The following is a 26,202-nucleotide window of genomic DNA, read 5'->3' as shown; positions in this document are numbered from 1 at the left end:
CCTCAGGCCGCTCCGAGACCGGTGACCGGCGACGTGAGCGCCGTCGTCGTCACCCCGTCAGGCCAGCGTAGGCGCACACCGGGTGCCGCGGTGAGCGACCCGCAGACAGCGGTCGTGACGCCGGGGGGCGCGCCGGCCGGCGCGTCGCCGCCCGCGGTGAGCATGGCGTAACCGGGGAAACAGGTCAGCCACGAACCCATCCCCGCGCCCGCCGGGCGCGGGACGGCCGCGACGTCGAGCTCGGCGCCGGTGCCGCCGGCTTCGGCCAGCATGCCCAGGGTTCCGACGATGCCGGCCATGCTGACATCCTTGGCGGCCCGCGGCCCCATCCTGGCGACCAGGCCGGTCATCTCCCGGAGCTCGGCGGCGGCGCGGCCACTCGTCGAATCCCATTGCCGGCCCGTGTATCCGGGCCGCCAGTCGCCGGTGAGGTCGGCGGTGAGCGCCACCGGGTCACCGGCCCGCCCGCCGCCGCCGGGCACCGGAGTGGCGGTCCGGCCCAGGGCGGTGACGGCCAGCGCCGCCGGGACACCGAGTTGGCTGTGCCCGCCCAGCACCGGTACCTCCCATGCCCGCGAGGCCGCCGCCACACCGCGGATGATCCGATCCAGCAATGCCCGGGTGGGGGCGCCGACCGCGTCCAGCAGTCCCAGCGGTGCGGCCCCCATCGCGGTCAGGTCGTTGAGGTTGACCAGCACCGAACACCAGCCCGCCCACTCCGGGTCGCGCTCGACCATGGACGGGATGATGGCGTCGCACGCGGCGATCAGATCGCTGCCCGGCACCGGCGCGCCGTCGTCGCCGACGAACCCGGCCGGGCCGAGCGCTCCCGGCGTCGCCCGCAGCGGCGCCAGGGCCGGGCCGAGGAACGTCTTGGTGGCCGCGGTGAGCGCACGGAACGGGTGCAGCGGCCAGCGGATCGCGGTGTGCGGCCGGCCGGCGAATTCGGTGTGCCGCAGGGTCTGCCAGCCGAGCGCGGTGAACATCGGGAGGTAGCGCCGTTGCACGGTGGCCTCGAAACGCAGCACCCCGGCCGATTCGGCGTGCGCGCACGCGGCCCGGATCAAGGCCGGGCCGATGCCGCTGGGCGCGCCGGCCTGGGCCACCAGCCGGCTCCCGGTCCACCACCCCACGTCGACCGCGCCGACGGGCGCCAGCCGCACCCCGCCGAGGACCCCACCGTCCGGTGCGGTGGCGACCAACACCACGGTGCGCGGATCGTCGTCGATGTCGTCGCGGTCCGTGCCGGTGAACAGGCCCTGTTCGCCGACGAAGGCTTCCCGGCGCAGCCGGTGGTAGGCATCGAGCTCGGCACCCTCGGCGCGGTGGATGAGAAGCGCTGTGGCCCGGCGGGTTCCGGCCAGAATGGACAGCTCGGTCATCATGCCCCCAGGTTCTGCAGTACCGAGCAGGCCCCGCACGCCGCGCACCCGGCCCGCTGGTCGGTCCCTGCCATTCCCGCCATGACCAGCCGGGCGGCGACCTCACGGGACACCTTCTCCACCAGTGCGGCATCCGGTGCCGCGGCGCCGTCGACCTCGACGGCCAGCGACCCGGGCTGCGGCCGGTAGGGCACCACGAAGGGGTAGACCCCCATCTCGATCAATTCGGCGGCGCCGCTGACCAATTCGTCGGGATCTTCGCCGAGCCCGACCAGCAGGTAGGTCGACACCTGGTTGCGGCCGAACACCCGCACCGCCTCGCGCCAGGCGGCCCGGTAACCGTCCATCGGCACGGTGGCCTTACCCGGCATCCAGCGTCGCCGCACCTCGTCGTCGAGCGATTCGACGTGGATGCCGATGGCGTCGGCACCCGCGTCGCGCAGCTCGGTCAGCACGGCCAGATCGGCCGGTGGCTCGCACTGCACCTGGATGGGCAGCTCCGGCACGGCCGCCTTGACCGCGCGTACGCACCGCGCCAGATGCCGTGCGCCGCGGTCGGTTCCGGCGGACGTGCCGGTGGTCATCACCATCTGGGTGACGCCGTCGAGGCGGACCGCCGCCGCGGCCACCTCGGCGAGCTCGGCCGGGCGCTTCACCGCGGTGGTGGCGCCGGTGCGCAGGGACTCCTCGATGGTGCAGAACCGGCACCGCTGGTCTTCGGCGTAACGGATACAGGTCTGCACCGCGGTGGTGGCCAGCACGTTGCGGCCGTGTAGCCGGGCGAGCTTTTCGTACGGCACCCCGTCGGCGGTGCTCAGGTCGTAGAACCGGGGCCGGTCGACGACCTCGACGTCCAGGCCGGTGTCCTCGCCGTCCAGCAGAACCCGGGTGCCGTCGAACACGAACGGGCTCTGCGGGTTCCGCGGGATGGCGGCGTTGAGGCCGTCGATGACGAGGTGGCCGTCGGCGCTCGGCCCGGCGCCGGCGGTGCGGCTGACCGGTGGCCGGCCGCGGAAGCCCAGCAGGGCGAGGTCGACACGCGTGGATACTGACATCGGGACTCCCCTAGATGGCGACGGCGTCGGTGTGGAAGGTGCGACGGCGAACCTTGCCATTGATGGTGTCGGCGACGTGTTTGGCGTCGCGGTCGATGCCCAGGAATCGGCCCGAGCCCCAGGTGTGCATCCAGGGTAGGCCGATGAAGCTCAGCCCGTCGACGTTGGTGATGCCGCGGGTCTGCATGGGCCGGCCGGCTCCGTCGAAGGCGCTGGCCTCGATCCAGCGGTAGTCGGGCCGGTAGCCGATGGCCCACACGATGCTGGTGACGCCGGCCTCGGCCAGATCCAGTGTGGTGGTCTCGCGTTCGGGCGACCAGACCGGTTCGTACCTTGAGGGCGGTGGCGCGTCGATCCCCGCGGCATCGATGTGACGGTCGATATCCGAGCAGATCGAGTTGTACACCGCGTCGGCGTGGTCCAGTGCCTTGGCCAGGGTCGGCTCGAACCGCAGCACCGTGTCCTTGCCGTCGGCCAGGGCGCCGTAGAGTTTCATGCCCTCGGCGGCGAACTGGCGCAGGTCGACATCGCGGCCGCCGTCGCGCCCGGTGACGTAGTGGTTGGTCTTCTCGATCGCGGCCTTACCACCCGGATACTGTTGGGCTGGTTTGTCGTACAGGCCCATGTCGGCCAGCCAGGTCATGCAGTCCCGGCCGCGGTAGAAGCGCGCCACCCGGGGCGCGTTGCCGACGGCCAGGTGCACCCGCCGGCCGGCCAGGTGCAGGTCCTCGGCGATCTGGGCACCCGATTGTCCGGTGCCGACCACCAGCACCGCACCGTCGGGCAACTGGGCGGCGTTGCGGTACAGCTCGGAGTGGATCTGGGTGATGCCGGCGTCGAGGGTGTTTGCGTAACTGGGGATCACGGGAAGCGGGTAGCCGCCGGTGGCGATGACGGCGTGGTCGCAGTGCAGCGTCTCCCGGCCGTCGAGGGTGAGTTCGAACCCGCCGTCGGGCCCCTGAGCCAGCCGGGTCACCCGGGTGTGGGTGCGCAGTGGCGGGGTGAAGGTGTCCAGCCAGCCGGCCAGCCAGGCCACCACCTCGTCGCGGGTCATGAAGCCGTCCGGGTCGGGTCCGGTGTAGGCGTAGCCGGGCAGTTTGCAGTGCCAGTTGGGTGTCACCAGAGTGAAGTTGTCCCAACGGGTGTCGGCCCAGGCGTGCACCGGGGTCTGGGCTTCCAGCACGACGTGCTCGACGCCCATCCGGCCCAGATACCAGCTGACCGAGAGCCCGGCCTGCCCGCCGCCGATGATGGCGACCGGAATGTGGTTGGTGGTCATGGTTGCTCCATCTGGGTGACCTGGACGAGTGCCTGCTGCGGGAAGCGGGCGGCGGCGACGGTGATGCGTTCGGCGGTGTCGGCGGCCGAGGTGCAGGCGAACCCGAACTTGGCACGTACCCGCTCGCTGGCCTCACCCAGGGCGCGGGTGGAGCGGTCGACGAAATCGCCTACGGTGTACTGCGTCCCGGCGCTCAGATAGTCGTGCATGACCAGGCTCGGCGAATAGCAGCGCTGGGTGCTGCCGTCGGGCCAGCGCACCTCGAAGGTCATCTCAGGCATGGGCGAACTCTTCGGTGAGCGGGCCGTAGACGTCGGGCCTGCGGTCGCGCAAGTGGAACATGCCGGCCCGCATGGTGCGGAAGGTGGCGTCGATATCGACCTCGGCGACGGCGATGCCGCTACCGAGAAGCGTTGTCGCCAGGACGTTCCCGCCGGGGTCGACGACCTTGGCGTTGCCCACGTAGCGCAGCGAACCGAAGGTCCCGCTCTGGTTGGAGGCGATCCAGAAGACCTGGTTGTCCAGGGCGCGGGCGGTGTCGAACAGGTTGAAACGATAGGTCCAGCGGTCGTCCTGCAGATTCTCGGCGGTGGCGGTGCGTGCCGCCGGCCACGCCGACAGGCTGGCGATGATCTGGGCGCCGTCGAGCGCCATCACGCGGGCGGCTTCGGGAAATGCCTTGTCGTAGCAGATCTGCAGACCGACCCGGCCGACCGGGGTGTCGAAGACGCCGTAACCGGAACCCGCCGAATACGACATGCCCTCCCCGAGCGGCTGGTGCACCTTGCGGTAGCTGCCGTAGACGGTGTTGCCGTCCAGCACCGCGGCGGCGTTGTAGCGGGTCTCGCCGTCGTCGGCCAGTTCGCAGAACCCGATGGCGATCACCAGGTCGCCCACGATCCGCTGTACTCGGGCGATCTCCGGGCCGTCGAGCCGGATGGCCGGCGGCAGTGAGCGTTTGGTGGTCTTCACGGTATCGCCGTGGTTGCCCAGTGAGGACAGGTAGCCGCCGATGGCGGCCTCGGGGAACACCAGGAAGTCGACGCCCTTGGCGCGGGCCTCCTCGGTGAGCGCCTCGATCAGCGCGTAGTTCTGTTCCAGATCCCGGGTGAAGTTGGCCGAGACCGCGGCAAGTGTGGTCATGACGCGCCCTAGACCATGTACGTCGAGTTGATGATGGCGCCCTTGCGGGCGTAGTAGATGAGCGCGTCCTGCACGTCGAGCGGATGTGCCGGGATGACGCCTTCGATGAGGTCCTCTTCGCGTCCGCCGTGCAGGGCCAGGCCGAATCGGCAGGCGAACACGGTGCCGCCCTCGGAGATGAAGGTTGCCAGCGCGTCGTTGATGTTCTGTTCGCCGGGGAAGCCGGAGTCACCGGTCTTCGGAAATCCGCGGGTGGCAAGGCAATTGATGGCGCCCGGCCCGTAGAAGTAGATGGCCGACTCGAAGCCCTTGCGCAGCGCGCGGGTGGCCTGCAGCACCGCGACGAAGGAGACCGAGGACTCGTGGGCGATGCCGTGCACCAGGGTGAAGTAGCTTTCCCCTTCCTCGGCCTGGTAGTCGGGGAAGATCTTGGTGCCGCCGTAGATGTTCGAGCCCTTGGGCAGCGACGGATGTGGGATCTCGGCCAGTGAGGTGGCGATGTTCTCGGCGATGGATGCATCAAATGCCATGGAGGACTCCAAGTTTGGGGTGGTTTTGGATGTCTCCAATTACAGGCCGCCACCATTACCGGGTGGTTAGGGATGGAATACATCTGCATTGCGGGGGGCTCACCGCCGAAATGAAGCCGTAACACCGGCGCGGACCGTCGACATGGCGACCATGGCGCAAAAGTGCGAGTGATCAGCGCCCTGAGCGCCGAGTGAACGCGCGAACGGGCACGCGAGCTACAGCGCCAGGCGAACCAGCGCCGCGGTGCGCGCCAAGCCCGGGAAGGCGGCCGCGGTGGCCCGCGGGTGCAGTGCGTGCACGGCGAGGCGGAACATCAACGCGCGCAACACCATCTGCGGCCACTCCGGCAGCGGGCTCCAGCGCTCGAGCAGACCGTCGTCGGCGTCGCCCCAGGCCAGCGCGTCCACGACGACGACGCCGGCCGCCCACGCCGCGGGCCGCCAGTAGGGGGTGATGTCGGTGATGCCCGGTGCCGCGGCGCCCGCGAAGAGCACGGTGCCGTACAGGTCACCGTGCACCAGCTGACTGGGGCTGCGGGTGGGCTTGCGCAGGGTGGCCAGCTGATTGATCAGCTCCACCGACTTCTGTCCGTCGGCCGAGCCGGGCGAGACCCGCGCGCCGGCCGGCAGCGCGTGCAGCGGCCGGTCCTCCCAGGCCGCCCGGTCGGCGGCGATGAACACGTCGACATCCGACCACGGCGCCACCGGCGGCTGGGTGAGGAACCGGGGCCGCTCCAGGTTGGCCGTGGCTTCGTGCAAGCGCACCGATGCCGACACCACCTCGTCGTGCCGCGGTTCCGGGGTGCCGGCGACGAAGGTGTCGGCGCGCCAGCCGGCGACGACGTAGCGGCCGTCGGTGGAACGCACCGGCCGGGCCAACCGGATGCCGTCGGCGAAGAGGGTCTCCCGCACCTTGGCCGACCAGGCCGCGCGCGCATGGTCGGCGACCATGGACAGCACCACTTCGCCGCAGCGCCAGCCGCCCTCCCAACTGGAACCCAGCGGGACCGGACGCAACCCGGCCAGACCGAATGCCGCCAACACGTGGTCAGGTGGCAGTTCGTCAGTCACGCACGTCAGCCTAAGCGGTGCCTGCGTCCCAGAGCGCTCAGTACATCACCATGTCGGGCTCGAGTTGTTTCGCCCACGCCACGATGCCGCCCTGCAGGTGCAGTGCGTCCGCGAATCCGGCCTTCTTGACGGCGGCCAGCGCCTCCGCCGACCGCACACCGGTCTTGCAGTACAGCACCGGCACCCGGTCCTGCGGCAACTGCGCCAGGCCGCTGCCGGCCTCCAGCGCCGACTTCGGGATGAGCTCGGCACCCTCGATGTGGTTGATCTCCCACTCGACGGGTTCGCGCACGTCGATCAGGGCCACCGGCTTGCCGGAGTCCAGCAGCTCACGCAGTTCCAGCGGGGTCACCGTGGAGCCGACCGACGCGGCCGCGGCCTCGTCGGTGATGACCCCGCAGAAGGCCTCGTAGTCGATCAGCCCGGTGATCTTCTCCCGGGCGGGGTCCTTGCGGATCTTGATGGTCCGGTAGCTCATGTCCAGCGCGTCGTACACCATCAGCCGGCCCAGCAGGGTTTCGCCGATGCCGGTGATCAGTTTGATGGCCTCGGTCCCCATCACCGAGGCGATGGACGCGCACAGGATGCCCAGCACACCGCCTTCGGCGCAGGACGGCACCATGCCCGGTGGCGGCGGCTCGGGGTACAGGTCGCGGTAGTTCAGGCCCAGATCGTCGGGGGCGTCCTCCCAGAACACCGACACCTGACCCTCGAACCGGTAGATCGAGCCCCACACGTACGGCTTGTGCGCCAGCACGGCGGCGTCGTTCACCAGGTAGCGGGTCGCGAAGTTGTCGGTGCCGTCCAGGATGAGGTCGTACTGGGCGAACAGGTCGACCGCGTTGTCCGGTTCCAGGCGCAGCTCGTGCAGCACCACGTTGACGTACGGATTGACCTCGAGCACCGAGTCGCGTGCGCTCTGCGCCTTGGACCGGCCGATATCGGACTGGCCGTGGATGATCTGCCGCTGCAGGTTCGACTCGTCGACCACGTCGAACTCGACGATGCCGATGGTGCCGACGCCGGCGGCGGCCAGGTACAGCAGTGTCGGGGACCCCAGGCCGCCGGCACCGATGACCAGCACCTTGGCGTTCTTCAGGCGCTTCTGCCCGTCCACCCCGAGATCCGGGATGATCAGGTGACGGCTGTACCGAGAGACCTCGTCACGGGTCAGTTCGGCGGCTGGTTCCACCAGCGGTGGTAACGACGTCACCGTCGCCCTCCTTGAGTCGATCGCAATCCTGGCGTCAATCTCACCAGGCCCACAGCTTCAACGGTAATCCAGGGGTAAACCTTCCCCGGCCCGCGAGCGTCAGGCGATCGGATACGGCCACGGATTGAACCGGCAGGTGCGGCCGTCGGGCTTCACCGATTCCGGGTCGAACTTGGCGGCGTCGTCGTTGTCGGTGGAGAAGGTCTGCTGCATCATCACCGGCGCCAATGCGCCGTTCTCCGGGCACGGTTCGTGCTTCGGGTAGCCGATCGCGTGACCCACCTCGTGGTTGATCAGGTACTGCCGGTAGGAACCGATATCGCCCTGGAACGGGACCGCGCCGCGCACCCAGCGCGCCTCGTTGATGAACACCCGCGGCTGGTTGCCGTCGAAGGCGGGGTTGTAGCAGGACGATTCCAGCGGGATGTCGTAGCCGCAGCCGTCGCGCACCGTCATCGGCGAGGTGAGCGACACCCGGAAGTCGGGCGGGCCACCGGCATCGCTGTCGACCCGTTCGAAGGCGAACTGGGTGTTGTGCGTCCAACTCTTCGGGTTGGCCAGGGTTTCGCTGACCATCCGCGCGAAGCCCTCGTCGCCCCCGAACGACGCGGTGTCCACGCCGTCCTCGACCTCGACGGTGTAGCGGAACGTCTTGGTGTCCCCCGCCCCGACCTTGGGCGCGGCGCCGGGCACCACATGCCAGGTGCGCGCGCCGGTCTCGGTGAACGGGCCGCCGTTGGGCAGGATCCCGGTCGGCAGGTTGACGTCGAACTGGGACAGGCCCTTCGGCGGCGCCCCGATGATCGCGGTACCGGGCGCCTCGATGGTCGGCGGACCCTGGACCGGGCCCTCGGCGTTGGCCGGCTTGGGCGCGCTGGTGCCTGTCACGGTCTGGTACAGCACCACCACGGTCAGGATGGCCAGCACCGGCAGCGCATAGGCCCGCCAGCCGTAGGTGGACACGAACCGACCGAGCCAGGTCTGCTTGCGCAGATGCTGACGGTCGTCGCGGTTGGCACGGGGTCGGCCGTGATCCTCGGCCAACGGATCACGCTGGGCGCGCAGCGGCTCGCGCCATTCACTGCGTAGAACGGGAACATTTCCCCGGTCGCTGCGCTCCTGCCCGCCGGGCATACGGTCGCCCCCGCGACGCCCCGGGTCGTAGGTCACCGCACCAGGATTGCACAAACCGCTACGTGCGCCGGTCCGGCACGCCACCGACACAAGTGCCAGCAGCAGCGCCTCCCCCAAGGTGCGGTAGTAATGTCGTGACGATCCACACAAGATTGAGGACCTGATGAGCGATCTCGCCAATGCCGCCGATCGACGAGGCGCCAAGGCGGGCACCGGCGGCACCCGGCGCGGTAACCGGCTGCCCCGTGACGAACGCCGCGGGCAGCTGCTGATCGCCGCCAGCGAGGTCTTCGTCGACCGCGGCTACCACGCCGCAGGCATGGACGAGATCGCCGACCGCGCCGGCGTCAGCAAACCGGTTCTGTACCAACACTTTTCGTCCAAGCTGGAGCTGTATCTCGCGGTACTGCAGCGCCACGTGGACAACCTGGTCTCCGGCGTGCGCCAAGCGCTGCGCACCACCACCGACAACCGGCAGCGGCTGCGGGCCGCGGTGCAGGCCTTCTTCGATTTCGTCGAGCACGACAGCCAGGGGTACCGGCTGATCTTCGAGAACGACTACGTGACCGAACCGCAGGTGTCCGCGCAGGTGAAGGTCGCCACCGAATCGTGTACCGATGCGGTGTTCGACCTGATCAGCCGGGACTCCGGCCTGGAAGCGCATCGAGCCAGGATGATCGCGGTGGGTCTGGTGTCCACCAGCGTGGACTGTGCCCGCTACTGGCTCGACAACGACCGCCCCATCTCCAAAGAGGCGGCCGTGGAGGGCACGGTGCAGTTCGCCTGGGGCGGCCTGTCACACGTGCCGCTCACCCGTTCTTGACGGCCTCGGCTCCCACGGTCCCGAAGCCGACCCGGCGCACGTCCGCCGCGCCGATCTCCACATAGGCGATCTTCGCCGACTGCACGAGGAACCGGCGGCCCTTCTCGTCGGTCAGCGCGAGCACACCGTCGGAACCCAGCGCCTTGGTGATGAGTTCTTCGACCTCGCCGGGGGTCTGCGCGCTGCTGATGACCAGCTCCCGCGGGCTGTCCGTGACCCCGATCTTGATGTCCACGCTGTGGCCTCTTTCGTTGGTGGGCAGTGCTCGCCATCAGGCTAGTGGACGCGCCACGGGCGGCCACGCCAAGGGCGCTACGCCGATAGCGAAGCCCACCGCCAATGAGGTAGCCGATCAGGTCGCGACCCGACGGTCACCACACCGAGGCCGGACCGTGACACGGGGCCTCGTCGCGTCGGCCTCATCCGTCACTGCAGCCCCGTTAGCATCGGCCCGGTACGCATCGAAACCACTTTGGAAGCGCAATGACCAGGTCTTATTCACGTAACTCCGCGACGCGCGACGCCGGTTACCGGACGCGCTACCCGTATGCCGACGACTACGACCACCTCGGCTATGAAGATGCCGACACCGGCGCCGGGCCCGCATACGAGTACGAATATCCCGCCGACTACCACGACGAGTTGGACCGGCGCTGGATCTGGGTCGCAGGGGTTGCGGGCGTCATCCTGATGGTCGCGGTGATCTGCACCGGCATCATCCTCGGCGGCGGCGACAGCGGCTCGGTGTCGGCCACGCAGGCCTCCACCACCTCCGCCGCGGCGACCACCCCCGCCGCGCCGTCGACGACGGCCGCACCGGCCCCGCCGCCGGTCATCGCGCAGAACCCGGCGCTGGCACCGGAGACCGTCACCACGGTGACGCCCACCCCCTCGGCGACGGCCACCGCGACGCCGGTTCCCACCACCGAGGCGCAGGTCCCGCCCGCGGCGCCACCCGCAGCCGCGCCCGATCCGGCGGCCGCCGCGCGCACCATCACCTACACCGTGTACGGCGACAAATCGCTGCTGGATCTGGTCACCGTCATCTACACCGACGCGCAGGGCGCCCTGCAGACCGAGGTCAACGCCGCGCTGCCGTGGCGCAAGACCATCACCCTGGACCCGGGCGTGCAGTTGAGTTCGGTGACCGCGACCAGCGTGACCAGCCGGCTGAACTGCTCGATCACCGATGCGGCCGGCGCGCCGCTGGTGGCGCAGGCCAACAACACGATGATCGCGACCTGCACCCGGTAACTAGGCCAGGCCCAGCTCCTGCATGCGGCTGGCGTGGGTGCGCTGCAGACGGTCGAAGAACTCCGACATCTGCAGCAGCCCGTCGCCGCTGCTGATCACCAGGTCGACGAGTTCGTCGTGATCGGCCATCACGTACTGGGCCTGGGTGATGGCCTCGCCGAGGAGCCGGCGCGACCACAGCGCCAGCCGGTGGCGCTGCCGGTCGCTGGCGGTCACCGCGGCGCGCACCTCGGCGACGACGAACTGGGAGTGGCCCGTCTCGGAGAGCACCGACCGCACCACCCCGGCGGCTTCCTCGGGCAATACATCGGCGATCTCAAGGTAGAAATCGGCGGCCAGCGCATCGCCGATATAGGTCTTGACCAAAGCCTCCAGCCAGGTGCTCGGCGTCGTCAGCCGATGGTAATTCTCAAGGGCGGAAGCATATTTCGTCATCGCGGGCACCACGTCGACATTGCGTTCGGCCAATGCGTCGCGCAACAGCTCGTAGTGCCGCATCTCGGCCGCGGCCATGCTGGCCATGCTGATCCGGCCGGCCAGATTGGGCGCCATCCGCGCCTCCTCGGTCAGCCGGTAGAAGGCCGCCACCTCGCCGTAGGCCAGCAACGCGAACAATTCGGTGACGCCGGGATGATCGGCCCTGACCGCCGGCTTCGGCCCGGTGCCCGGCTGTGCTGAGGACGTCTGTGGCATGGCCCAACTCTAGACGCCGAGTGCCACAGCGACCGACCGGCAAAGAAGCCAGCTATCATGGGCATAGGCAGTGGCTTTTTGGAGGGCTTTTTCAAGGCCCATCGTGGCGCCGCCGCCCAGGAAATGTGCGTGCACGTGGTTCGGCCGGCCCCTTTCGGACGGGGCAGGGCCCAGCGGGCTGACATCACCCCAGCCGGGGAGAAGCGGCCCCTTTCTCGTCATCTTCGTGCGCGCGTGACGACATACGCGACGAGGAATGACAACGAAAGGCAGTAAGGCATCGACAATGATGCCGACCACCACCATATGACCGAACTCAACAGCAAAACCGAAACCACCTTCGCCGATCTCGGCGTGCGCGACGAGATCGTGCGCGCCCTCGCCGAGTCCGGTAAGGAACATCCCTTCGCCATCCAGGAACTCACCCTGCCGCTCGCCCTGGCCGGCGACGACCTGATCGGCCAGGCCCGCACCGGTATGGGCAAGACCCTGGCGTTCGGCGTCCCGCTGCTGCACCGGGTGTCCACCGACGAGACGCGGCCGCTGACCGGCGCCCCGCGCGCCCTGGTCGTGGTACCCACCCGTGAGCTGTGCCTGCAGGTGTTCGACGACCTGACCAGCGCCGCCAAGCACCTGCGCGCCGGCGACCGCAAGTTCACCGTCACGTCCATCTACGGCGGCCGGCCCTACGAGCCGCAGATCGAGGCCCTGCGCAATGGCGTCGACGTCGTCGTCGGCACCCCGGGCCGGTTGCTGGACCTGGCCCAGCAGGGCCACCTCCAGCTGGGCGGGCTGTCGGTGCTGGTGCTCGACGAGGCCGACGAGATGCTGGACCTGGGCTTCCTGCCCGATATCGAGCGGATCCTGCGGCTCACCCCGGACAGCAGGCAGGCCATGCTGTTCTCGGCCACCATGCCCGACCCGATCATCACGCTGGCGCGCACCTTCATGAACCAGCCGACCCACATCCGGGCCGAGGCGCCGCACTCGGCGGCCACCCACGACACCACCGAGCAGTTCGTCTACCGCGCGCACGCGCTGGACAAGGTGGAGATGGTCAGCCGCATCCTGCAGGCGGAGGGCCGTGGCGCGACGATGATCTTCACCCGCACCAAGCGCACCGCGCAGAAGGTCGCCGACGAGCTCGGCGAGCGCGGCTTCAAGGTCGGCGCCGTGCACGGCGACCTGGGCCAGATCGCCCGGGAGAAGGCGCTCAAGGCGTTCCGCAACGGTGATGTCGACGTGCTGGTGGCCACCGACGTCGCGGCCCGCGGTATCGACATCGACGACATCACCCACGTCATCAACTATCAGATCCCCGATGACGAGCAGGCGTACGTGCACCGCATCGGCCGCACCGGCCGCGCCGGCAAGACCGGCATCGCGGTGACCCTGGTGGACTGGGACGAGCTGCCGCGCTGGACCATGATCGACAAGGCCCTCGGTCTGGACACCCCGGACCCGGCCGAGACGTACTCCAGCTCGCCGCATCTGTACACCGAGCTGAACATCCCGGCCGAGGCCACCGGTTCGATCGCCGCGCCGCGCAAGCCGAAGACCCGAACCGAAGGGGAACGCGCCGAGCGGACCGAACGACCGGCCCGCACCCGCACCCGCCGGCGCACCCGCGGCGGCCAGCCCGCCACCGGTCATCCCGAGCAGGTCGCCGACTCCGAGCCTGCCGACCCGACCGGCTCGGACAGTTCGGACGGCCCGGACGGCACAGCCGAGGCCGGCACCGCCCCCAAGCGCCGGCGCCGCCGCCGCCCGCGCAAGGCCGCCGCGCCCGCAGCCGGCTAAATGCCCGGTATCCCCCCGGAACGCCGCACCCGCGGCGACATGATGGCGGCCGCGGCCATCGCGGTGGTGGTGGCCGTGGTGGCCGCGCTGATCTGGTGGACCAGCGATGCCCGGGCCACCATCAGCACGCCGGCCGCCGCTGCCGTGCCGGCCCTCAAGCCGGCCGCCAAGGTCCCCGACACCCTCCACGAACTGTGGTCGGCACCCAGCGGTAAGACCACCCAGCCCCTGGTGGTGGGCGGCGCCGTCGTGACCGGCGACGGCCGTGAGGTCACCGGGCGCGATCCGGCCGGCGGGGCACCGCTGTGGTCGTACACCCGCGATCTCGAGCTGTGCGGGGTGACCTGGGTGTACCAGTACGCCGTCGCGGTCTACCCGGACAGCCGCGGCTGCGGCCAGGTCAGCACCATCGACGCCCAGACCGGGCGGCGCGGCCCGACCCGCACGGCGTACGCCGACCCCGAGGTCGCGCTGTCCTCCGACGGCAGCACGGTGCTCTCGGCCGGTGACAGCCGGCTGGAGCTGTGGCGCTCGGACATGGTGCGCATGCTCAGCTGGGGCACGCTGGACGCCCGGATCAAACCCGATGTCCCGCAGGACCCGCTGTGCCGGCTGGTGTCCGCCGCGGCCAGCTCATCGCAGGTGTCGGTGTTGGAGGCCTGCCCCAACCAGGCCGACATGCGGCTGACCCTGCTGACGCCGTCGGACGAGGAGGACACCCCGACGACGAAATTCCAGCAGCAGCCCGGCGTCTCGGTGGACTCCGACGCACGGGTGGTCGCGGTGACCGACACCACCACCGCCGTCTACGTGCCGACCCCGAAACCGGCGGTCAACGTCGTCGACGACACCGGCACGGTGACGGCCAGCACGCTGCTGCCCAAGGCGGTGTCGGCGAACGCGGCGATGTCGCATCCCGGCGACCTGATCACCTGGTGGACGGGTGATTCGGTGCTGGTGTTCGACGCCAACCAGCTGCGCTACAAGTACACCGTGGCGCCGTCGGGGGACAACGCGCCGGTGGGGCCGGCCACCATCATGGCCGGTTCCCTGCTGGTGCCGGTAACCTCCGGCTACGACGTCTTCAACCCCGAAACCGGGGCCGGTGTGCGCCATATCGACCTCAAGCGCCCGCCGTCGCGGGATCCGGTGATCCCCGCGGTGGCCGGATCGACGCTGCTGGAGCAGCGCGGCGGCACCGTGGTGGCGCTGGGCTGAGGGCGGGCTACAGGTCCGGGGTGAACGTCGGCAGCGCCTTGCCCGATTTCCAGTGCCGCAGCAGCGCCCCGGCCAGATCGCGATAGGCGTTGGCGCCCTTGTTCTTCCGGCCCGTGAGCACCGAGGCGCCGGAGGCGCTGGCCTCCGCGAAGCGGACCGTGCGGGGAATCGGCGGCGCGAGCACCGGCAGGTTGTAGCGGTCGACGACGTCGAAGAGCACGTCCCGGCTGTGGGTGGTGCGCGAGTCGTACAGGGTGGGCAGCGCACCGAGCAGTTTCAGCTCCGGGTTGGTGATCTGCTGGACGTCGCCGATGGTGCGCAGGAACTGACCCACGCCGCGATGCGCGAGCGTCTCGCACTGCAACGGCACGATCACCTCGTCGGCGGCGGTGAGCCCGTTGAGGGTGAGCACACCCAACGAGGGCGGGCAGTCGACGATGACGACATCGAATCGGTCGGCCAGCTTGGTCAACGCGCGTTTGAGCGCGTACTCGCGGCCGGCCCGCATCAGCAGCATCGCCTCGGCACCGGCCAGGTCTATATTGGCCGGCAGCACCGTCATGCCCTCCGCGGTGGACAGCAGCGCCGCATCGGGCTCCACGTCCCCGAGCAGCACCTCGTGCACCGAGACCGCGAGGTTGTCCGGATCCTGGCCCAGCGAGAACGTCAGACAGCCCTGCGGGTCCAGGTCCACCAGCAGCACCCGCTGCTTGTGCTCGACGAAGGCGGCACCCAACGACGCCACCGTCGTCGTCTTGGCGACCCCACCCTTTTGATTGGCGACCGCTAATACTCGCGTCACACCGCCCATCCAAGCACGCGAGCGGTCCCCTCGGCCTGCCGTGGGGCAGAATCGTGTGGGTGACCGTCCAGCAGCACCGGCTGTTCCTGCTCCGGCACGGCGAGACCGAATGGTCCAAGAGCGGCAAGCACACCGGCCGCACCGATCTCGATCTCACCGATACCGGCAGATACCAGGCCAAGCTCGCCGCGGAGGCGTTGGGCGACCTGCAGTTGCGCGACCCGCTGGTGGTCAGCAGCCCGCGCCGGCGGGCGCTGCTCACCGCCGAACTGGCCGGGTTGACCGTCGACGAGGTCACTCCCCTGCTGGCCGAATGGGATTACGGCGACTACGAGGGCCTGACCACCGTGGAGATCCGCCAGACCGTGCCGGACTGGACGGTGTGGACGCATCCCTGCCCGGGCGGCGAGAGCATGGCCGACGTCACCGCGCGCGCCGACGCGGCGCTCGCGCTGGCCCTGGACAACATGGCCGAGCGCGATGTGGTGTTCGTCGGGCACGGCCACTTCTCCCGCTCGATGCTGACCCGCTGGATCGAGCTGCCGGTGTCCGACGGCATCCGGTTGTCGATGGCGGCGGCCTCGATCGCGGTGTGCGGGTTCGAGCATGGTGTGCGCCAGATTTCCGCGTTGGGCCTGACCGGTCACGTCAACCCCTGCCTGCCGGCGTGACACCGTCGTTCGTGCTGTCCGGGCCGGACGGCACCGTGCTGGCCGACGGCGAGCGCCAGGAGTTCTCCACGATTCCGGATGCCCAACGGGCACTGCGTTCCGGTGCCGTCCCGATCGTGGTGGGAGCGTTGCCGTTTGACCTGCGCACCCGGCCCGCGCTGTTCGCCCCCGAGCGGATCGAGTTCCCGCAGGCCCTGCCGGACTGGCCGGTGCGCGCCGCACCGGCGGTGCTCACCCGCGAGACGCTGCCGGCCGGCTCGGAGCACCGGGCCCGGGTGGCCGAGGCGGTGGCGCGGCTGCGCAACTCGGACCTGGACAAGGTGGTGCTGGCCCGCGCACTGAAGCTGAACGCCGACGCCGCCTGGGATCCGCGCTCGGTGCTGCGCCGGTTGGCCGCCGCCGACCCGGCCGCCACCGTGTACCTGGCCGAATTGGGCGCGGCCGGCACGTTGGTGGGCGCCAGCCCGGAACTGTTGGTGGCGCGCACGGGCGACACGGTGATCTGCCGGCCGTTCGCCGGGTCGGCGCCGCGGTCGCCGGACCCGCAGACCGATGCGGCCAATGCCGCCGCGCTGGCGGCCTCCGGCAAGAACCGGCGTGAGCACGCGTTCGTCGTCGACGTCATGCGCACGGCACTGGAACCGCTGTGCACGGATCTGCAGATCGCCGACGAACCCGAGCTGCACGGCACCGACGCGCTCTGGCACCTGAGCACCCCGATCCGCGGCCGGCTGCGCGAAAGTGGCACCAGCGCATTGGATCTCGCGCTGGCCCTGCACCCGACCCCGGCCGTCGGCGGGGTGCCGGCCGCCGCGGCCGCCGCCCTGATCGCCGAGCTCGAGGGCGACCGCGGTTTCTACGCCGGCGCGGTCGGCTGGTGCGACGCCCGCGGTGACGGCCGCTGGGTGGTGTCGATCCGGTGTGCGGTACTCAGCCCGGACCGGCGGACGGCGCTGGCCCATGCCGGCGGTGGGATCGTCGCCGAATCCGATCCCGATGACGAGGTGGACGAGACCACGACCAAGTTCCGGACGATCCTGACAGGACTGGGAGCAGAAAATGACTGAGGTGATCCGTTGGGCCCGACCGGGTGACGAACCCGACATCGTGTCGATGATCCGCGAACTCGCCGAGTTCGAGAACGCGCTCGACGAATGCACCGTCACCGAAACTCAGCTGCACCAAGCGCTTTTCGGCCCCGAACCGGTAGCGTATGCGCATGTCGTCGAGGTCGACGGGCAGGCCGCGGCGACCGCGGTGTGGTTCCTGAACTTCTCCACCTGGGACGGGGTGACGGGGATCTACCTGGAGGACCTGTTCGTCCGCCCGGCGTTCCGGCGCCGCGGCCTGGCCCGGAAGTTGTTGGCCACCTTGGCCGCCGAGTGCGTGCGGCGCGGCGGAACCCGGTTGTCCTGGGCGGTGCTGAACTGGAACGTCAACGCGATCGCGCTGTACGACGCGGTGGGCGGGAAGCCGCAGACGGAGTGGACCACCTACCGGGTGTCCGGGTCCGAGCTGAGCGCGCTGGCGGGCGAGGTCTAGTCCCGTTCGGTGGTCCAGTGCACGGCCGACGGGCTGAGCAGCATGCCCAGCGTGAGCACGGCCAGCAGCACGACGGCGATCCCGTAGGCCGCCTGGTGTGAGGTGAACAGGTACCACGCCACCCCGAGCAGCAGCAGGTTGGCGAAGACACCGATACCGCGGCCCCACCGCCTGCCGGTGATCAGAGCCCACCCGCCCGCGAGCAGACCGCACCCCATGATGGCGAACCAGCCCGCGGTGCCGTAGGCGTTGAAACCCTGGGTGTGCTTGTCGGTCCCGCCGGTCGCCAGCACCGCGAGCACGACGGCCACCGCGAGGGCGGCCACGGCCTCGGCGGCCACCAGGAATCCGGCGTAGCGGACGATCGGGGGTTGCAGGCTCATGCGAACTTCGCCGCCAGGTGGCGCACCGCGTACTCGTAGCCGGCCGGGCCGGCCCCGGCGATCACCGCGTCGGCGACAGCGGAGACGAACGAGTGATGCCGGAACTCCTCGCGGGCGTGGATGTTGCTCAGGTGCACCTCCACCACCGGCAGATCGACCGAGGACAGCGCGTCGCGGATGGCGATCGAGGTGTGGCTGTAGGCACCGGGATTGATGATGATGCCGGCGCATTCGCCGCGGGCGGCGTGGATGGCGTCGATCAGCACGCCCTCGTGATTGCTCTGCACGGCGCGCACGGCCAGGCCGAACTCGGCGGCGAGCGCGGTCACGGCGGCCTCGATCTCGGCCAGCGTGGTGGCGCCGTACACCTCGGGCTGGCGGGTGCCCAGCAGGTTGAGGTTGGGCCCGTTGACGAGCAGCACTACGCGTTCGGTCACGACCGTACGGTACCGAGACGCCCCCGCTGGGCGGCAAGGCGCACCGGGGCATTGTCGGTGCCGTAGCCGTCGTAGCCACCGACACGCTGCACGAACTCCAGGAACACCGTGCCGACGGTGCTGGTGTAGAAGTGGACGAACTCGGCACCGCTGGACGCCCGGTCGTAGAGCAGGTTGAGCTCCCGCAGTTCGGCGACGGCGTCGTCGGCCAAGCCGAACCGGCCGGACAAATAGTCGTAATAGTTGTCCGGGATGGCCAGGAACTGCAGGCCGGCCGCTCGGGCGGTGCGAGCCAGCGCGCGGACGTCGGCGCAGGCGAAGGCGATGTGCTGGGGCAGGCCGGCGTCGTCCATGATGTGCGGCGCGACGTTCAGCGGCAGCCGGACCGACTTGTCGGCGTTGTGCATGACCTGGCTGCGCACCAACCCCTTGGGGCCGGGCACCTCGGCGGGCTCGCCGGCGCTCAGACCGAAGACACTGGTCAGGAAGAGCACCGCGTCCTCCGCGGTCTGCCAGGGCTGGGTGAGGTTGACGTGGTCGATCACCAGGTGCGGGCCGGCGTCGGGCAGGCCGCCCTCGAACTCGGTGACCCAGGCCGGCTCGGCCGCTGCCGAGGACGCCCAGAAGAACTGGGTGCCGTCGGGCGCGACGGTGGCACCGAACGGTTGCTCGGCGGCGTAGGTGCGCCGGTACGCGGCGGGCGCCATCAGTTCGGCCGCCCGCCGGGAGGTGGCCTCGGTGTCGGGTACCTGCAGCCCGATCGCCGCCACGTGGGGCAGCTGATCGCGAGCCTGCTGCTCGTTGAGCACCACCCGGGCGGCGCCGGCCGACCACAACGAGACCGGCTTGCTGCGGTGCCGGCCGCGCGGGGTGAAGCCCAGCCGCTGCAGCAGCACCTCGACCTCGCTGGTGTCCTCGGCCTTGATCTCGACGAAGTCGAAGCCGGTCGGCGGTTTCGCATCGGTCAGGGTGTGCGACACCTGATCGTGCAGCCACACCAGCGAGCGCAGCGCGTGCACCGCCGTGTGCCCGGGATCGGTCTGGCGGAACGTGTCGTTGAAGACCTCCAGGGACAGCGGCCCGGTGTAGCCGGCGGCCAGGGTGTGCCGCACGAACCCGGCCAGATCGAAGGAGCCCTCGCCGGGGAACAACCGGTGGTGCCGGCTCCAGGACAGCACGTCCATGCTGAGCGCCGGTGCGTCGGCCAGCTGCAGATAGAAGATCTTCTCGCCCGGGATCCGTTCGATCTCCGATGGATCGTGCCCGCGGGAGAGCACATGGAAACTGTCAAGGCACACACCGACATTCGGGTGCGCGGCCAGCTCGACCACCCGCCACGCGCGGCGGTAGTCGTCGATGTAGCGACCCCACGCCAGCGCCTCGAACGCGATCCGGATGCCGTAACCGGCGGCCAGTTCACCGATGCGGCGCAGCTGGGCTGCCGACACCTCGTCGGAGTCGACGGTCGCCGTCGCCACGTTGGAACACACCAGCACGGTGTCGATGCCGAGCCGGCGTGCGGTGGCGAAGGTGGCCCCGGCCCGGCGCAGGTTGTCGGCGAAGACGGTTTCGTCGACACCCTCCAGATCGCGTAACGGCTGATACAGGTCCAGTGACAGGCCGAGCCGGCGGGCCAGCTGGCGGATCTCCTCCGGGGAGTGATCACCGGCGATTAGGTCGGGCTCGAAGATCTCGACCCCGTCGAAGCCGGCGGCCGCGCAGGCGTGCAGCTTCTCCACGAGCGAGCCGGACAGCGAGACCGTGGCGATCGACGTCTTCATCATTCCTCCTGTGACGGGGGCCACTCCGTCTGTCAATGTACCAAACAGTTAATTGCCGCGGAAGCGGTGCGCCGCCGCGGGGCGCACCCTCGGTAAGCTCAGCCGTCATGGCCGCCAAGCCCAAAGCCGAACTTCAGCGCGATGCCGAGCGCACCCGCGCCGAACTGCTGGCGGTGGCCACCGAGGTGTTCGCCGAGTCCGGCTACTCGGGCGCGCGGGTGGACGAGATCGCCGAACGCACCAGCACCACCAAACGGATGATCTACTACTACTTCGGCGGCAAAGAGCAGCTCTACCTGGCCGTTCTGGAGCACGCCTACCGCGGCATCCGGGAAGCCGAGCAGAAATTGCGGGTCGACCACGCCAATCCCGTGGAGGCCATTCGCCGGCTGGCCGAGGTGACCTTCGACCACCACATCGCCCACGATGCGTTCATCAGACTGGTGTCGATCGAGAACATCCACCGCGGCGAATTCATCAAACAACTCGCTGACCTGCGAGATCTGTCCCAGCCCGCCACTTCCCTGCTGGACGAGATCCTGCGCGACGGCCGCGCCGCCGGCGCGTTCCGCGACGACGTCGACGCCTTGGACGTACACCTGGTGATCAGCTCCTATTGCGTGTTCCAGGTCGCCAACCAGTACACGTTCGGCTTCCTCTTCGACACCGACCTGACCGAGACATCGCGGCGCGCACACCTGCGCCGGATGCTGGGCGATGTCGTCGTCGGCTGGCTGACCAGCCGCCCCTGAGCGACGAGACCCGCCTCACACTCACTGCTTGACGCGACGCGCACCACAGTGCTCTACTTTGCGTACGTACTAGTTCGTACATTAAGGAGCACGGGCCGATGCCCTCACCGCACCCCTATCTCGTCGGGCTGGTCGGCACCGGCGTCGGCCCGTCGCTGACCCCGGCGCTGCACATGGCCGAGGGCCGGGCCCACGGCCTGGACTACGTCTACCGCACCCTCGACCTCGACGCGCTGGGCCTACCTCCCGGCCGCGTCGGGGACCTTCTGCAGTGGGCCCGGACGCTGGGCTACGACGCACTCAACATCACCCACCCCTGCAAACAACTCGTCCTGGAGCACCTCGACGACATCGAGGACACCGCCCGCGAACTGGGTGCGGTGAACACCGTGCTGTTCCGCGACGGAAAAGCCTTCGGGCACAACACCGATATCACCGGTTTCGCCCACGGGTTCGGCGAGGGCCTGCCGGGCGCCGACACCGGTCGGGTGGTGCTGCTCGGCGCCGGCGGCGCGGGCACCGCGGTGGCCGCCGCACTGTTGCGGCTCGGCGCCGGCCACCTGACCGTGGTGGACCTTGATCCCGACCGGGCCACCGCACTGGCCGCCGACCTGGCGGCGCGGCACCCGCTGGCCCACATCGACGCGTCGTCGTTCGACAAACTGGCGGTGCTGCTGCCCGAGGCCGACGGCGTCGTGCACGCCACGCCCACCGGTATGGCCCAGCACCCGGGCATCGCCTTCGATCCCGCGCTGCTGCACCCGCGGATGTGGGTGGCCGACATCGTCTACCGCCCACTGGACACCGCGCTGCTGCGGGCGGCCCGGCAGGCCGGCTGCCGCACCCTCGACGGCGGCCACATGGCCGTGCACCAGGCGGTCGACGCCTTCGCCCTGATCACCGGGATCAGCCCGGACGCCGGCCGGATGTCGGCCCATTTCCGCAAACTCGTCGGCTAAGCCAGAGCAGCCCAACATAATTCGTTCAAAGGAGAACCATGGCCACCACCACGCAACCACCCGAGGCCGCCACGGCCCGCACCCCACGACGGGCCGCCCTGGCCAGTTTCATGGGCAGTGCCGTCGAGTACTACGACTTCTTCCTGTTCGGCTCGGCCGCGGCGCTGATCTTCCCGCACGTGTTCTTCCCGTCCGGCGAGGAAGCGGCGCTGGTCATGTCGTTCGCCACCTTCGGCTTCGCCTATGTCGCGCGGCCGGTGGGTGCCCTCATCCTCGGCCACTTCGGTGACCGCATCGGCCGCCAGCGCGTGCTGATGTTCACCCTGGTGCTCATGGGCGTCTCCACCTTCCTCATCGGCTGCCTGCCCGGCTTCGCCACCATCGGCTGGGCCGCCCCGGCGCTGCTGGTGATCTGCCGTCTGATGCAAGGCTTTTCGGCGGCCGGCGAGCAGGCCGGTGCCAGCTCGCTGACCCTGGAACACTCCCCCGACCACCAGCGCGCGTACTACACGTCCTGGACGCTGACCGGCACCCAGGGCGGCCTGATCCTGGCCTCACTGGTGCTCATCCCGTTCGTGTCGCTGCCCGACGAGGTGAAGTACACCTGGGCCTGGCGGGTGCCGTTCTGGCTCAGCGCGGTGGTGGTCGTGGTGGCCTACTTCATCCGCCGCCGACTGCACGAGACACCGCAGTTCACCGAGGCCAAGGCCGCGGGCACCATCGCCCGCATGCCACTGATCCCGCTGCTGCGCAACCACTGGGCCGACGTGCTGCGGGTCATCTTCTGCGCGTTCATCGCCGCGGTGTCCACCGTCTTCAGCAACCTGGCCATCGCCTACGGCAAGAAGGTCGGCCTGCCCGCCGACATCACGCTGTGGCTGGTGGTGGTGGCCAACGTGTTCGCCCTGGCCACCCAGCCGCTGTTCGGCAAGCTGGCCGACCGGATCGGCCGCAAGCCGGTGTTCGTGTACGGCGCGCTGTCCTCGGCGGTGCTGATGCCCTTCTACATGTTGTCGATGAGTTCGGGTAACCAACTGCTGACCTTCGCACTCGCGGTGGCCACCTTCTCCTTCGGTTATGCCGCGGCCAATGCGGTGTGGCCGGCCTTCTACGGCGAGATGTTCGCCACCCCGGTGCGCTTCTCCGGAGTGGCGATCGGCACCCAATTGGGCTTCCTGGTGGCCGGTTTCGCACCGAGCATCGTCACCGCGCTGGGCGGTGTGCGCGAAGGCGGCTGGGTGGTGATCAGCGTCTTCACCGGCGTGGTCTGCGTAATCGCCGCGGCGTCGGCGCTGACCGCGCGGGAAACCCGCGACGTGCCGACCGAACGGCTGGGGAGCGCGTCGTGACGGTGATCGAGACCAACCCCGACAGCGGCACGGGCAGCCAGACCCAGATCAACGCCGAGATGGCCGCCCTGGCACGCGACGGAGCCGGCCGGACGCAGCCGCGGCTGGACTACGCCCCCTACCGCAGCAGCGTGTTGCGCCATCCCACCAAGGATCTGCACCACGCCGACCCGGAGACCGTCGAATTGTGGTCACCGGCCTTCGGGGAACGCGACGTGCACCCGCTGGAGGCCGACCTGACCATCCAGCATCACGGCGATCCGATCGGCGAGCGCATCGTGGTGACCGGACGCATCGTCGACGGCGCCGGCCGCCCGGTGCGCCGCCAGCTCGTCGAAATCTGGCAGGCCAATTCGGCCGGCCGTTACATCCACAAACGCGACCAGCACCGCGCACCGCTGGATCCCAATTTCACCGGGGTCGGCCGCTGCCTGACCGACGACGACGGCACCTACCGCTTCACCACCATCAAGCCCGGGCCCTACCCGTGGAAGAACCACCACAACGCGTGGCGGCCCGCACACATCCACTTCTCGCTCTTCGGAACGGATTTCACCCAGCGGATGATCACCCAGATGTACTTCCCGGGGGACCCGCTGTTCGCGCTCGATCCGATCTACCAGTCGATCACCGATCAGAAGGCCCGCGACCGCCTCGTCGCCACCTACGATCACGATGTCACCACGCACGAGTGGTCCACCGGGTATCGCTGGGACATCGTGCTGACCGGTGCGCAGCGCACCCATTTCGAGGAGAACTAGATGCTCACCGCCACCCCCGGCCAGACCATCGGCCCGTTCTACGGCTACGCACTGCCCTTCAAACGCGGTAATGAGCTTGTGCCGCCGGGCGTTCCGGGATCCATCCGGTTCCACGGCGTGGTCACCGACGGGGCCGGCAAGCCGGTGCCCGACGCCATGCTGGAGATCTGGCAGGCCGATGGTGCGGGCGCGGTACCCCAGCAGACCGGATCGCTGCACCGCGACGGCTGGACCTTCACCGGGTGGGGACGGGTGTCCACCGGCGACGACGGGCATTACAGCTTCACCACCGTCGAGCCGGGCGCTACCGATCCCGGCCGCCGGCCGTTCATCGCCGTGACGGTGTTCGCACGGGGACTGCTCAACCGGCTCTTCACCCGCGCCTACGTCCCCGGTCCGGGATCGGACGCGCTGCTGGACAGTCTGCCCGCCGAGCGCCGCGACACTCTGATCGCACGGCGGGACGACACCGGGCTCCGGTTCGACATCAGCCTGCAGGGCGAGCACGAGACGGTGTTCCTGCGCTTCCCGGGCCAGTGAGCGATCTGTTCTGGCCCGGTGATCACCGCGCCGGGGCCCTGATGAGTCAGCGGGCGTTCCTCGCTGCGCTGGTGATGGCCGAGAATGCCTGGCTGGCAACCCTTGTCGAGGCCGGCATCGCACCGCCGAACGCGGCCGCCGATCTCGACGAGCTGGCCGGTGACGCCGATCTGGCCGGTATCGCCGCCGGCGCGGAAGCCGACGGCAATCCGGTCACCGGACTGGTGAAACTGCTGCGGTCGCGCACCGGCGCCGAATCGGCCCGATGGCTGCACCGCGGACTGACCAGTCAGGACGTGCTCGACACCGCGCTGATGCTGTGCCTGCGCGATGCTCTGACCGAGATCCGGCATCGGCTCGGCACGCAGACCCGCACGCTCGTCGACCTCGTCGAAACGCACCGGCACACGCCGATGCTGACCCGCACGCTCACCCAGGCCGCGCTGCCCGGAACGGCCGGCCGCAAGTTCGCCGTCTGGCTGACGGGCGTCCTCGACGCCGCGGACGCCCTGGATGCCACTGCCGCACCGGCCGTTTCGGCCGGCGGCGCCGCGGGCACCCTGGCCGCCACCACCGAACTCACCGGGTCACCGCGGGCCGCCGTCGCCCTGGCCGAACGCTGGGCCACCGCGCTCGGCCTGGCACCGGCCCCACCGTGGCACACCACCCGGTCGCCCATCACCCGCACCGCCGACGCGCTGGTGGGCTGCTCCGACGCCTGGGGCCACATCGCCAACGACGTCGCCGCCGGCGTGCGCGCCGGGGAACTGGCCGAGGGCTCCGGGGGTGGCTCATCGACCATGCCGCACAAGAACAATCCCGTGCTGACCGTCTTGATACGCCGCGCCGCACTGACCGCACCCGCCCTCGGCGCCACCCTGCACACCGCGGCGGCGGCGAGCGTGGACGAACGCGCCGACGGCGGCTGGCATGCCGAGTGGGCGACGCTGGCCACGCTGACCAGGCGCACCGTCGTCGCCGGTGCGCAGACCGCGGAGCTGCTCGCCGGCCTGCGGGTGCAGGCCGACCGCGCCCGAGCCAACCTCGACGGTGCCGCCGGGATCCGCGCCGAACAACACACCATGGCGCAGCTGGCGGGCAGACCGCCCATGGCCGGTTACCTCGGCGCCTCGGACCTACTGATCGACGCGGCGCTGACCCGGGCCCGCGACCGCCGGAAAGAGGAGCCATGACCAGCTACGAGGACGGGATGACGGTGCGCCGCGAGGTGCTCGGCGATGCGCACGTGGACCGCGCGGTCGCGCAGACCACCGATTTCACCGCCGACTTCCAGGACCTGATCACCCGGTACGCCTGGGGCGATATCTGGACCCGGCCGGGGCTGGACCGGCGCAGCCGCTCCTTGATCACGTTGACGGCGCTGGTGGCCCGCGGCCACCACGACGAACTGGCCATGCACGTGCGCGCCGCCCGGCGCAACGGTCTGACCGTCGGCGAGATCAAGGAGGTGCTGCTGCAGACGGCCATCTATTGCGGCGTGCCCGATGCCAACACCGCGTTCCGGATCGCGTCCCGCGTGTTGGCCGAGGACGGGGACATCTGACACACGGTTCCCTTTCGGAAACGTATCGGTGTCGCAAAGCATGATGTACATCGTGGCCCCGGTCCC

29 protein-coding genes are annotated in these 26,202 nt (G+C 69.9%); 14 read left to right on the top strand and 15 right to left on the bottom strand.

Going from position 1 to position 26,202, the window contains the following annotated elements; all coding sequences use genetic code 11:
* Nucleotides 1-2 precede the first annotated feature (2 nt).
* The 9 genes from BN977_RS24885 to BN977_RS24845 form a co-directional block, all read right to left on the bottom strand.
* Nucleotides 3-1,382, bottom strand: a complete 1,380-nt coding sequence (locus tag BN977_RS24885) for an MSMEG_0567/sll0787 family protein (protein ID WP_036402252.1) — start codon at nucleotides 1,380-1,382, stop codon at nucleotides 3-5.
* Nucleotides 1,382-2,437, bottom strand: a complete 1,056-nt coding sequence (locus BN977_RS24880) for an MSMEG_0568 family radical SAM protein (RefSeq protein WP_036402249.1) — start codon at nucleotides 2,435-2,437, stop codon at nucleotides 1,382-1,384. Before BN977_RS24880 ends, BN977_RS24885 begins: the two co-directional genes overlap by 1 nt.
* A gap of 10 nt (nucleotides 2,438-2,447) precedes the next feature.
* Complete coding sequence (locus tag BN977_RS24875; protein ID WP_036402246.1) at nucleotides 2,448-3,716, bottom strand: MSMEG_0569 family flavin-dependent oxidoreductase; 1,269 nt, start codon at nucleotides 3,714-3,716, stop codon at nucleotides 2,448-2,450.
* On the bottom strand, nucleotides 3,713-3,997 hold the full coding sequence (locus BN977_RS24870) for an MSMEG_0570 family nitrogen starvation response protein (protein WP_024454425.1): 285 nt from the start codon (nucleotides 3,995-3,997) through the stop codon (nucleotides 3,713-3,715). The genes BN977_RS24875 and BN977_RS24870 overlap by 4 nt, the downstream gene beginning before the upstream one ends.
* Complete coding sequence (locus BN977_RS24865; protein ID WP_024454424.1) at nucleotides 3,990-4,859, bottom strand: carbon-nitrogen hydrolase family protein; 870 nt, start codon at nucleotides 4,857-4,859, stop codon at nucleotides 3,990-3,992. Before BN977_RS24865 ends, BN977_RS24870 begins: the two co-directional genes overlap by 8 nt.
* Nucleotides 4,860-4,867: 8 nt before the next feature.
* A complete protein-coding gene (locus BN977_RS24860; protein WP_024454423.1) occupies nucleotides 4,868-5,389 on the bottom strand; it encodes an MSMEG_0572/Sll0783 family nitrogen starvation response protein in 522 nt (173 codons plus the stop codon).
* Between the two features lie 216 nt (nucleotides 5,390-5,605).
* Nucleotides 5,606-6,460 (bottom strand): TIGR02569 family protein, encoded by an 855-nt coding sequence (locus BN977_RS24855; protein WP_024454422.1) that lies wholly within the window; start codon nucleotides 6,458-6,460, stop codon nucleotides 5,606-5,608.
* 37 nt (nucleotides 6,461-6,497) lie between these two features.
* The gene (moeZ, locus tag BN977_RS24850; RefSeq protein WP_036402243.1) at nucleotides 6,498-7,673 is read right to left on the bottom strand and encodes an adenylyltransferase/sulfurtransferase MoeZ; all 1,176 of its coding nucleotides are present in this window, start codon (nucleotides 7,671-7,673) and stop codon (nucleotides 6,498-6,500) included.
* A 99-nt stretch (nucleotides 7,674-7,772) separates the two neighbouring features.
* Nucleotides 7,773-8,843: a DUF3152 domain-containing protein gene (locus tag BN977_RS24845; protein ID WP_036402241.1), complete on the bottom strand. Its 1,071-nt coding sequence runs from the start codon at nucleotides 8,841-8,843 to the stop codon at nucleotides 7,773-7,775.
* A gap of 127 nt (nucleotides 8,844-8,970) precedes the next feature.
* On the opposite strand from BN977_RS24845, the gene BN977_RS24840 reads away from it, so the two are divergent.
* Complete coding sequence (locus BN977_RS24840) at nucleotides 8,971-9,630, top strand: HTH-type transcriptional activator FasR (protein ID WP_024454419.1); 660 nt, start codon at nucleotides 8,971-8,973, stop codon at nucleotides 9,628-9,630.
* Here the strand turns inward: BN977_RS24840 and BN977_RS24835 are convergent.
* Nucleotides 9,617-9,865, bottom strand: a complete 249-nt coding sequence (locus BN977_RS24835) for a DUF3107 domain-containing protein (protein WP_024454418.1) — start codon at nucleotides 9,863-9,865, stop codon at nucleotides 9,617-9,619. The genes BN977_RS24840 and BN977_RS24835 overlap by 14 nt on opposite strands.
* Nucleotides 9,866-10,113: 248 nt before the next feature.
* Here BN977_RS24835 and BN977_RS24830 point away from each other — a divergent pair, with 248 nt between their 5' ends.
* On the top strand, nucleotides 10,114-10,884 hold the full coding sequence (locus BN977_RS24830) for a hypothetical protein (protein WP_036402238.1): 771 nt from the start codon (nucleotides 10,114-10,116) through the stop codon (nucleotides 10,882-10,884).
* Here BN977_RS24830 and BN977_RS24825 read toward each other — a convergent pair whose 3' ends face one another.
* Nucleotides 10,885-11,577, bottom strand: a complete 693-nt coding sequence (locus BN977_RS24825) for a ferritin-like fold-containing protein (RefSeq protein ID WP_024454416.1) — start codon at nucleotides 11,575-11,577, stop codon at nucleotides 10,885-10,887. It abuts the gene before it with no gap.
* Nucleotides 11,578-11,883: 306 nt separating this feature from the next.
* Between BN977_RS24825 and BN977_RS24820 the strand changes: the two genes are divergently transcribed.
* Both BN977_RS24820 and BN977_RS24815 read left to right on the top strand, forming a co-directional pair.
* Nucleotides 11,884-13,377, top strand: coding sequence for a DEAD/DEAH box helicase (locus BN977_RS24820; RefSeq protein ID WP_036402235.1), 1,494 nt, complete (start codon nucleotides 11,884-11,886; stop codon nucleotides 13,375-13,377).
* The gene (locus BN977_RS24815) at nucleotides 13,378-14,595 is read left to right on the top strand and encodes an Rv3212 family protein (RefSeq protein WP_036402232.1); all 1,218 of its coding nucleotides are present in this window, start codon (nucleotides 13,378-13,380) and stop codon (nucleotides 14,593-14,595) included.
* 7 nt (nucleotides 14,596-14,602) lie between these two features.
* Here the strand turns inward: BN977_RS24815 and BN977_RS24810 are convergent, their stop codons facing one another.
* Entirely contained in the window at nucleotides 14,603-15,406 is an 804-nt protein-coding gene (locus tag BN977_RS24810) for a ParA family protein (protein ID WP_024454413.1), read from the bottom strand.
* Between the two features lie 50 nt (nucleotides 15,407-15,456).
* Here BN977_RS24810 and BN977_RS24805 point away from each other — a divergent pair, with 50 nt between their 5' ends.
* The 3 genes from BN977_RS24805 to BN977_RS24795 are packed head-to-tail and all read left to right on the top strand — an operon-like array spanning nucleotide 15,457 to nucleotide 17,610.
* Entirely contained in the window at nucleotides 15,457-16,068 is a 612-nt protein-coding gene (locus BN977_RS24805) for an acid phosphatase (protein ID WP_036404343.1), read from the top strand.
* Nucleotides 16,065-17,135 carry an isochorismate synthase gene (locus BN977_RS24800; RefSeq protein WP_036402229.1) on the top strand — a complete coding sequence of 357 codons (1,071 nt, stop codon included), beginning with the start codon at nucleotides 16,065-16,067 and terminating at the stop codon, nucleotides 17,133-17,135. Before BN977_RS24805 ends, BN977_RS24800 begins: the two co-directional genes overlap by 4 nt.
* Nucleotides 17,128-17,610, top strand: coding sequence for a GNAT family N-acetyltransferase (locus BN977_RS24795; RefSeq protein WP_036402226.1), 483 nt, complete (start codon nucleotides 17,128-17,130; stop codon nucleotides 17,608-17,610). The genes BN977_RS24800 and BN977_RS24795 overlap by 8 nt, the downstream gene beginning before the upstream one ends.
* Here BN977_RS24795 and BN977_RS24790 read toward each other — a convergent pair.
* The 3 genes from BN977_RS24790 to BN977_RS24780 are packed head-to-tail and all read right to left on the bottom strand — an operon-like array spanning nucleotide 17,607 to nucleotide 20,211.
* On the bottom strand, nucleotides 17,607-17,993 hold the full coding sequence (locus BN977_RS24790) for a hypothetical protein (protein ID WP_036402224.1): 387 nt from the start codon (nucleotides 17,991-17,993) through the stop codon (nucleotides 17,607-17,609). The two genes, BN977_RS24795 and BN977_RS24790, sit on opposite strands and share 4 nt — an antisense overlap.
* Nucleotides 17,990-18,430, bottom strand: a complete 441-nt coding sequence (aroQ, locus tag BN977_RS24785) for a type II 3-dehydroquinate dehydratase (RefSeq protein WP_024454408.1) — start codon at nucleotides 18,428-18,430, stop codon at nucleotides 17,990-17,992. The genes BN977_RS24790 and aroQ overlap by 4 nt, the downstream gene beginning before the upstream one ends.
* Entirely contained in the window at nucleotides 18,427-20,211 is a 1,785-nt protein-coding gene (locus BN977_RS24780; RefSeq protein WP_036404340.1) for a sugar phosphate isomerase/epimerase and 4-hydroxyphenylpyruvate domain-containing protein, read from the bottom strand. The genes aroQ and BN977_RS24780 overlap by 4 nt, the downstream gene beginning before the upstream one ends.
* 107 nt (nucleotides 20,212-20,318) lie before the next feature.
* Here BN977_RS24780 and BN977_RS24775 point away from each other — a divergent pair, with 107 nt between their 5' ends.
* The 7 genes from BN977_RS24775 (at nucleotide 20,319) to pcaC (ending at nucleotide 26,136) form a co-directional block, all read left to right on the top strand.
* On the top strand, nucleotides 20,319-20,963 hold the full coding sequence (locus BN977_RS24775; protein ID WP_024454406.1) for a TetR/AcrR family transcriptional regulator: 645 nt from the start codon (nucleotides 20,319-20,321) through the stop codon (nucleotides 20,961-20,963).
* 98 nt (nucleotides 20,964-21,061) lie between these two features.
* Nucleotides 21,062-21,922: a shikimate dehydrogenase gene (locus BN977_RS24770; RefSeq protein ID WP_036402222.1), complete on the top strand. Its 861-nt coding sequence runs from the start codon at nucleotides 21,062-21,064 to the stop codon at nucleotides 21,920-21,922.
* A gap of 38 nt (nucleotides 21,923-21,960) precedes the next feature.
* Nucleotides 21,961-23,271, top strand: coding sequence for an MFS transporter (locus BN977_RS24765; RefSeq protein WP_036402221.1), 1,311 nt, complete (start codon nucleotides 21,961-21,963; stop codon nucleotides 23,269-23,271).
* A complete protein-coding gene (gene pcaH, locus BN977_RS24760) occupies nucleotides 23,268-24,032 on the top strand; it encodes a protocatechuate 3,4-dioxygenase subunit beta (protein ID WP_036402219.1) in 765 nt (254 codons plus the stop codon). Before BN977_RS24765 ends, pcaH begins: the two co-directional genes overlap by 4 nt.
* A complete protein-coding gene (pcaG, locus tag BN977_RS24755; RefSeq protein ID WP_036402217.1) occupies nucleotides 24,033-24,572 on the top strand; it encodes a protocatechuate 3,4-dioxygenase subunit alpha in 540 nt (179 codons plus the stop codon).
* On the top strand, nucleotides 24,569-25,765 hold the full coding sequence (locus BN977_RS24750) for a lyase family protein (RefSeq protein WP_036402214.1): 1,197 nt from the start codon (nucleotides 24,569-24,571) through the stop codon (nucleotides 25,763-25,765). The genes pcaG and BN977_RS24750 overlap by 4 nt, the downstream gene beginning before the upstream one ends.
* The gene (gene pcaC, locus BN977_RS24745) at nucleotides 25,762-26,136 is read left to right on the top strand and encodes a 4-carboxymuconolactone decarboxylase (protein WP_024454401.1); all 375 of its coding nucleotides are present in this window, start codon (nucleotides 25,762-25,764) and stop codon (nucleotides 26,134-26,136) included. The genes BN977_RS24750 and pcaC overlap by 4 nt, the downstream gene beginning before the upstream one ends.
* The last annotated feature ends 66 nt before the right edge of the window (nucleotides 26,137-26,202 follow it).

Source organism: Mycolicibacterium cosmeticum (genome assembly GCF_000613185.1).
GTDB classification, from domain to species: Bacteria; Actinomycetota; Actinomycetes; order Mycobacteriales; family Mycobacteriaceae; genus Mycobacterium; species Mycobacterium cosmeticum.
Note: the sequence above shows the minus strand (reverse complement) of the source record. Positions and strands in the feature narration are given on the sequence as shown.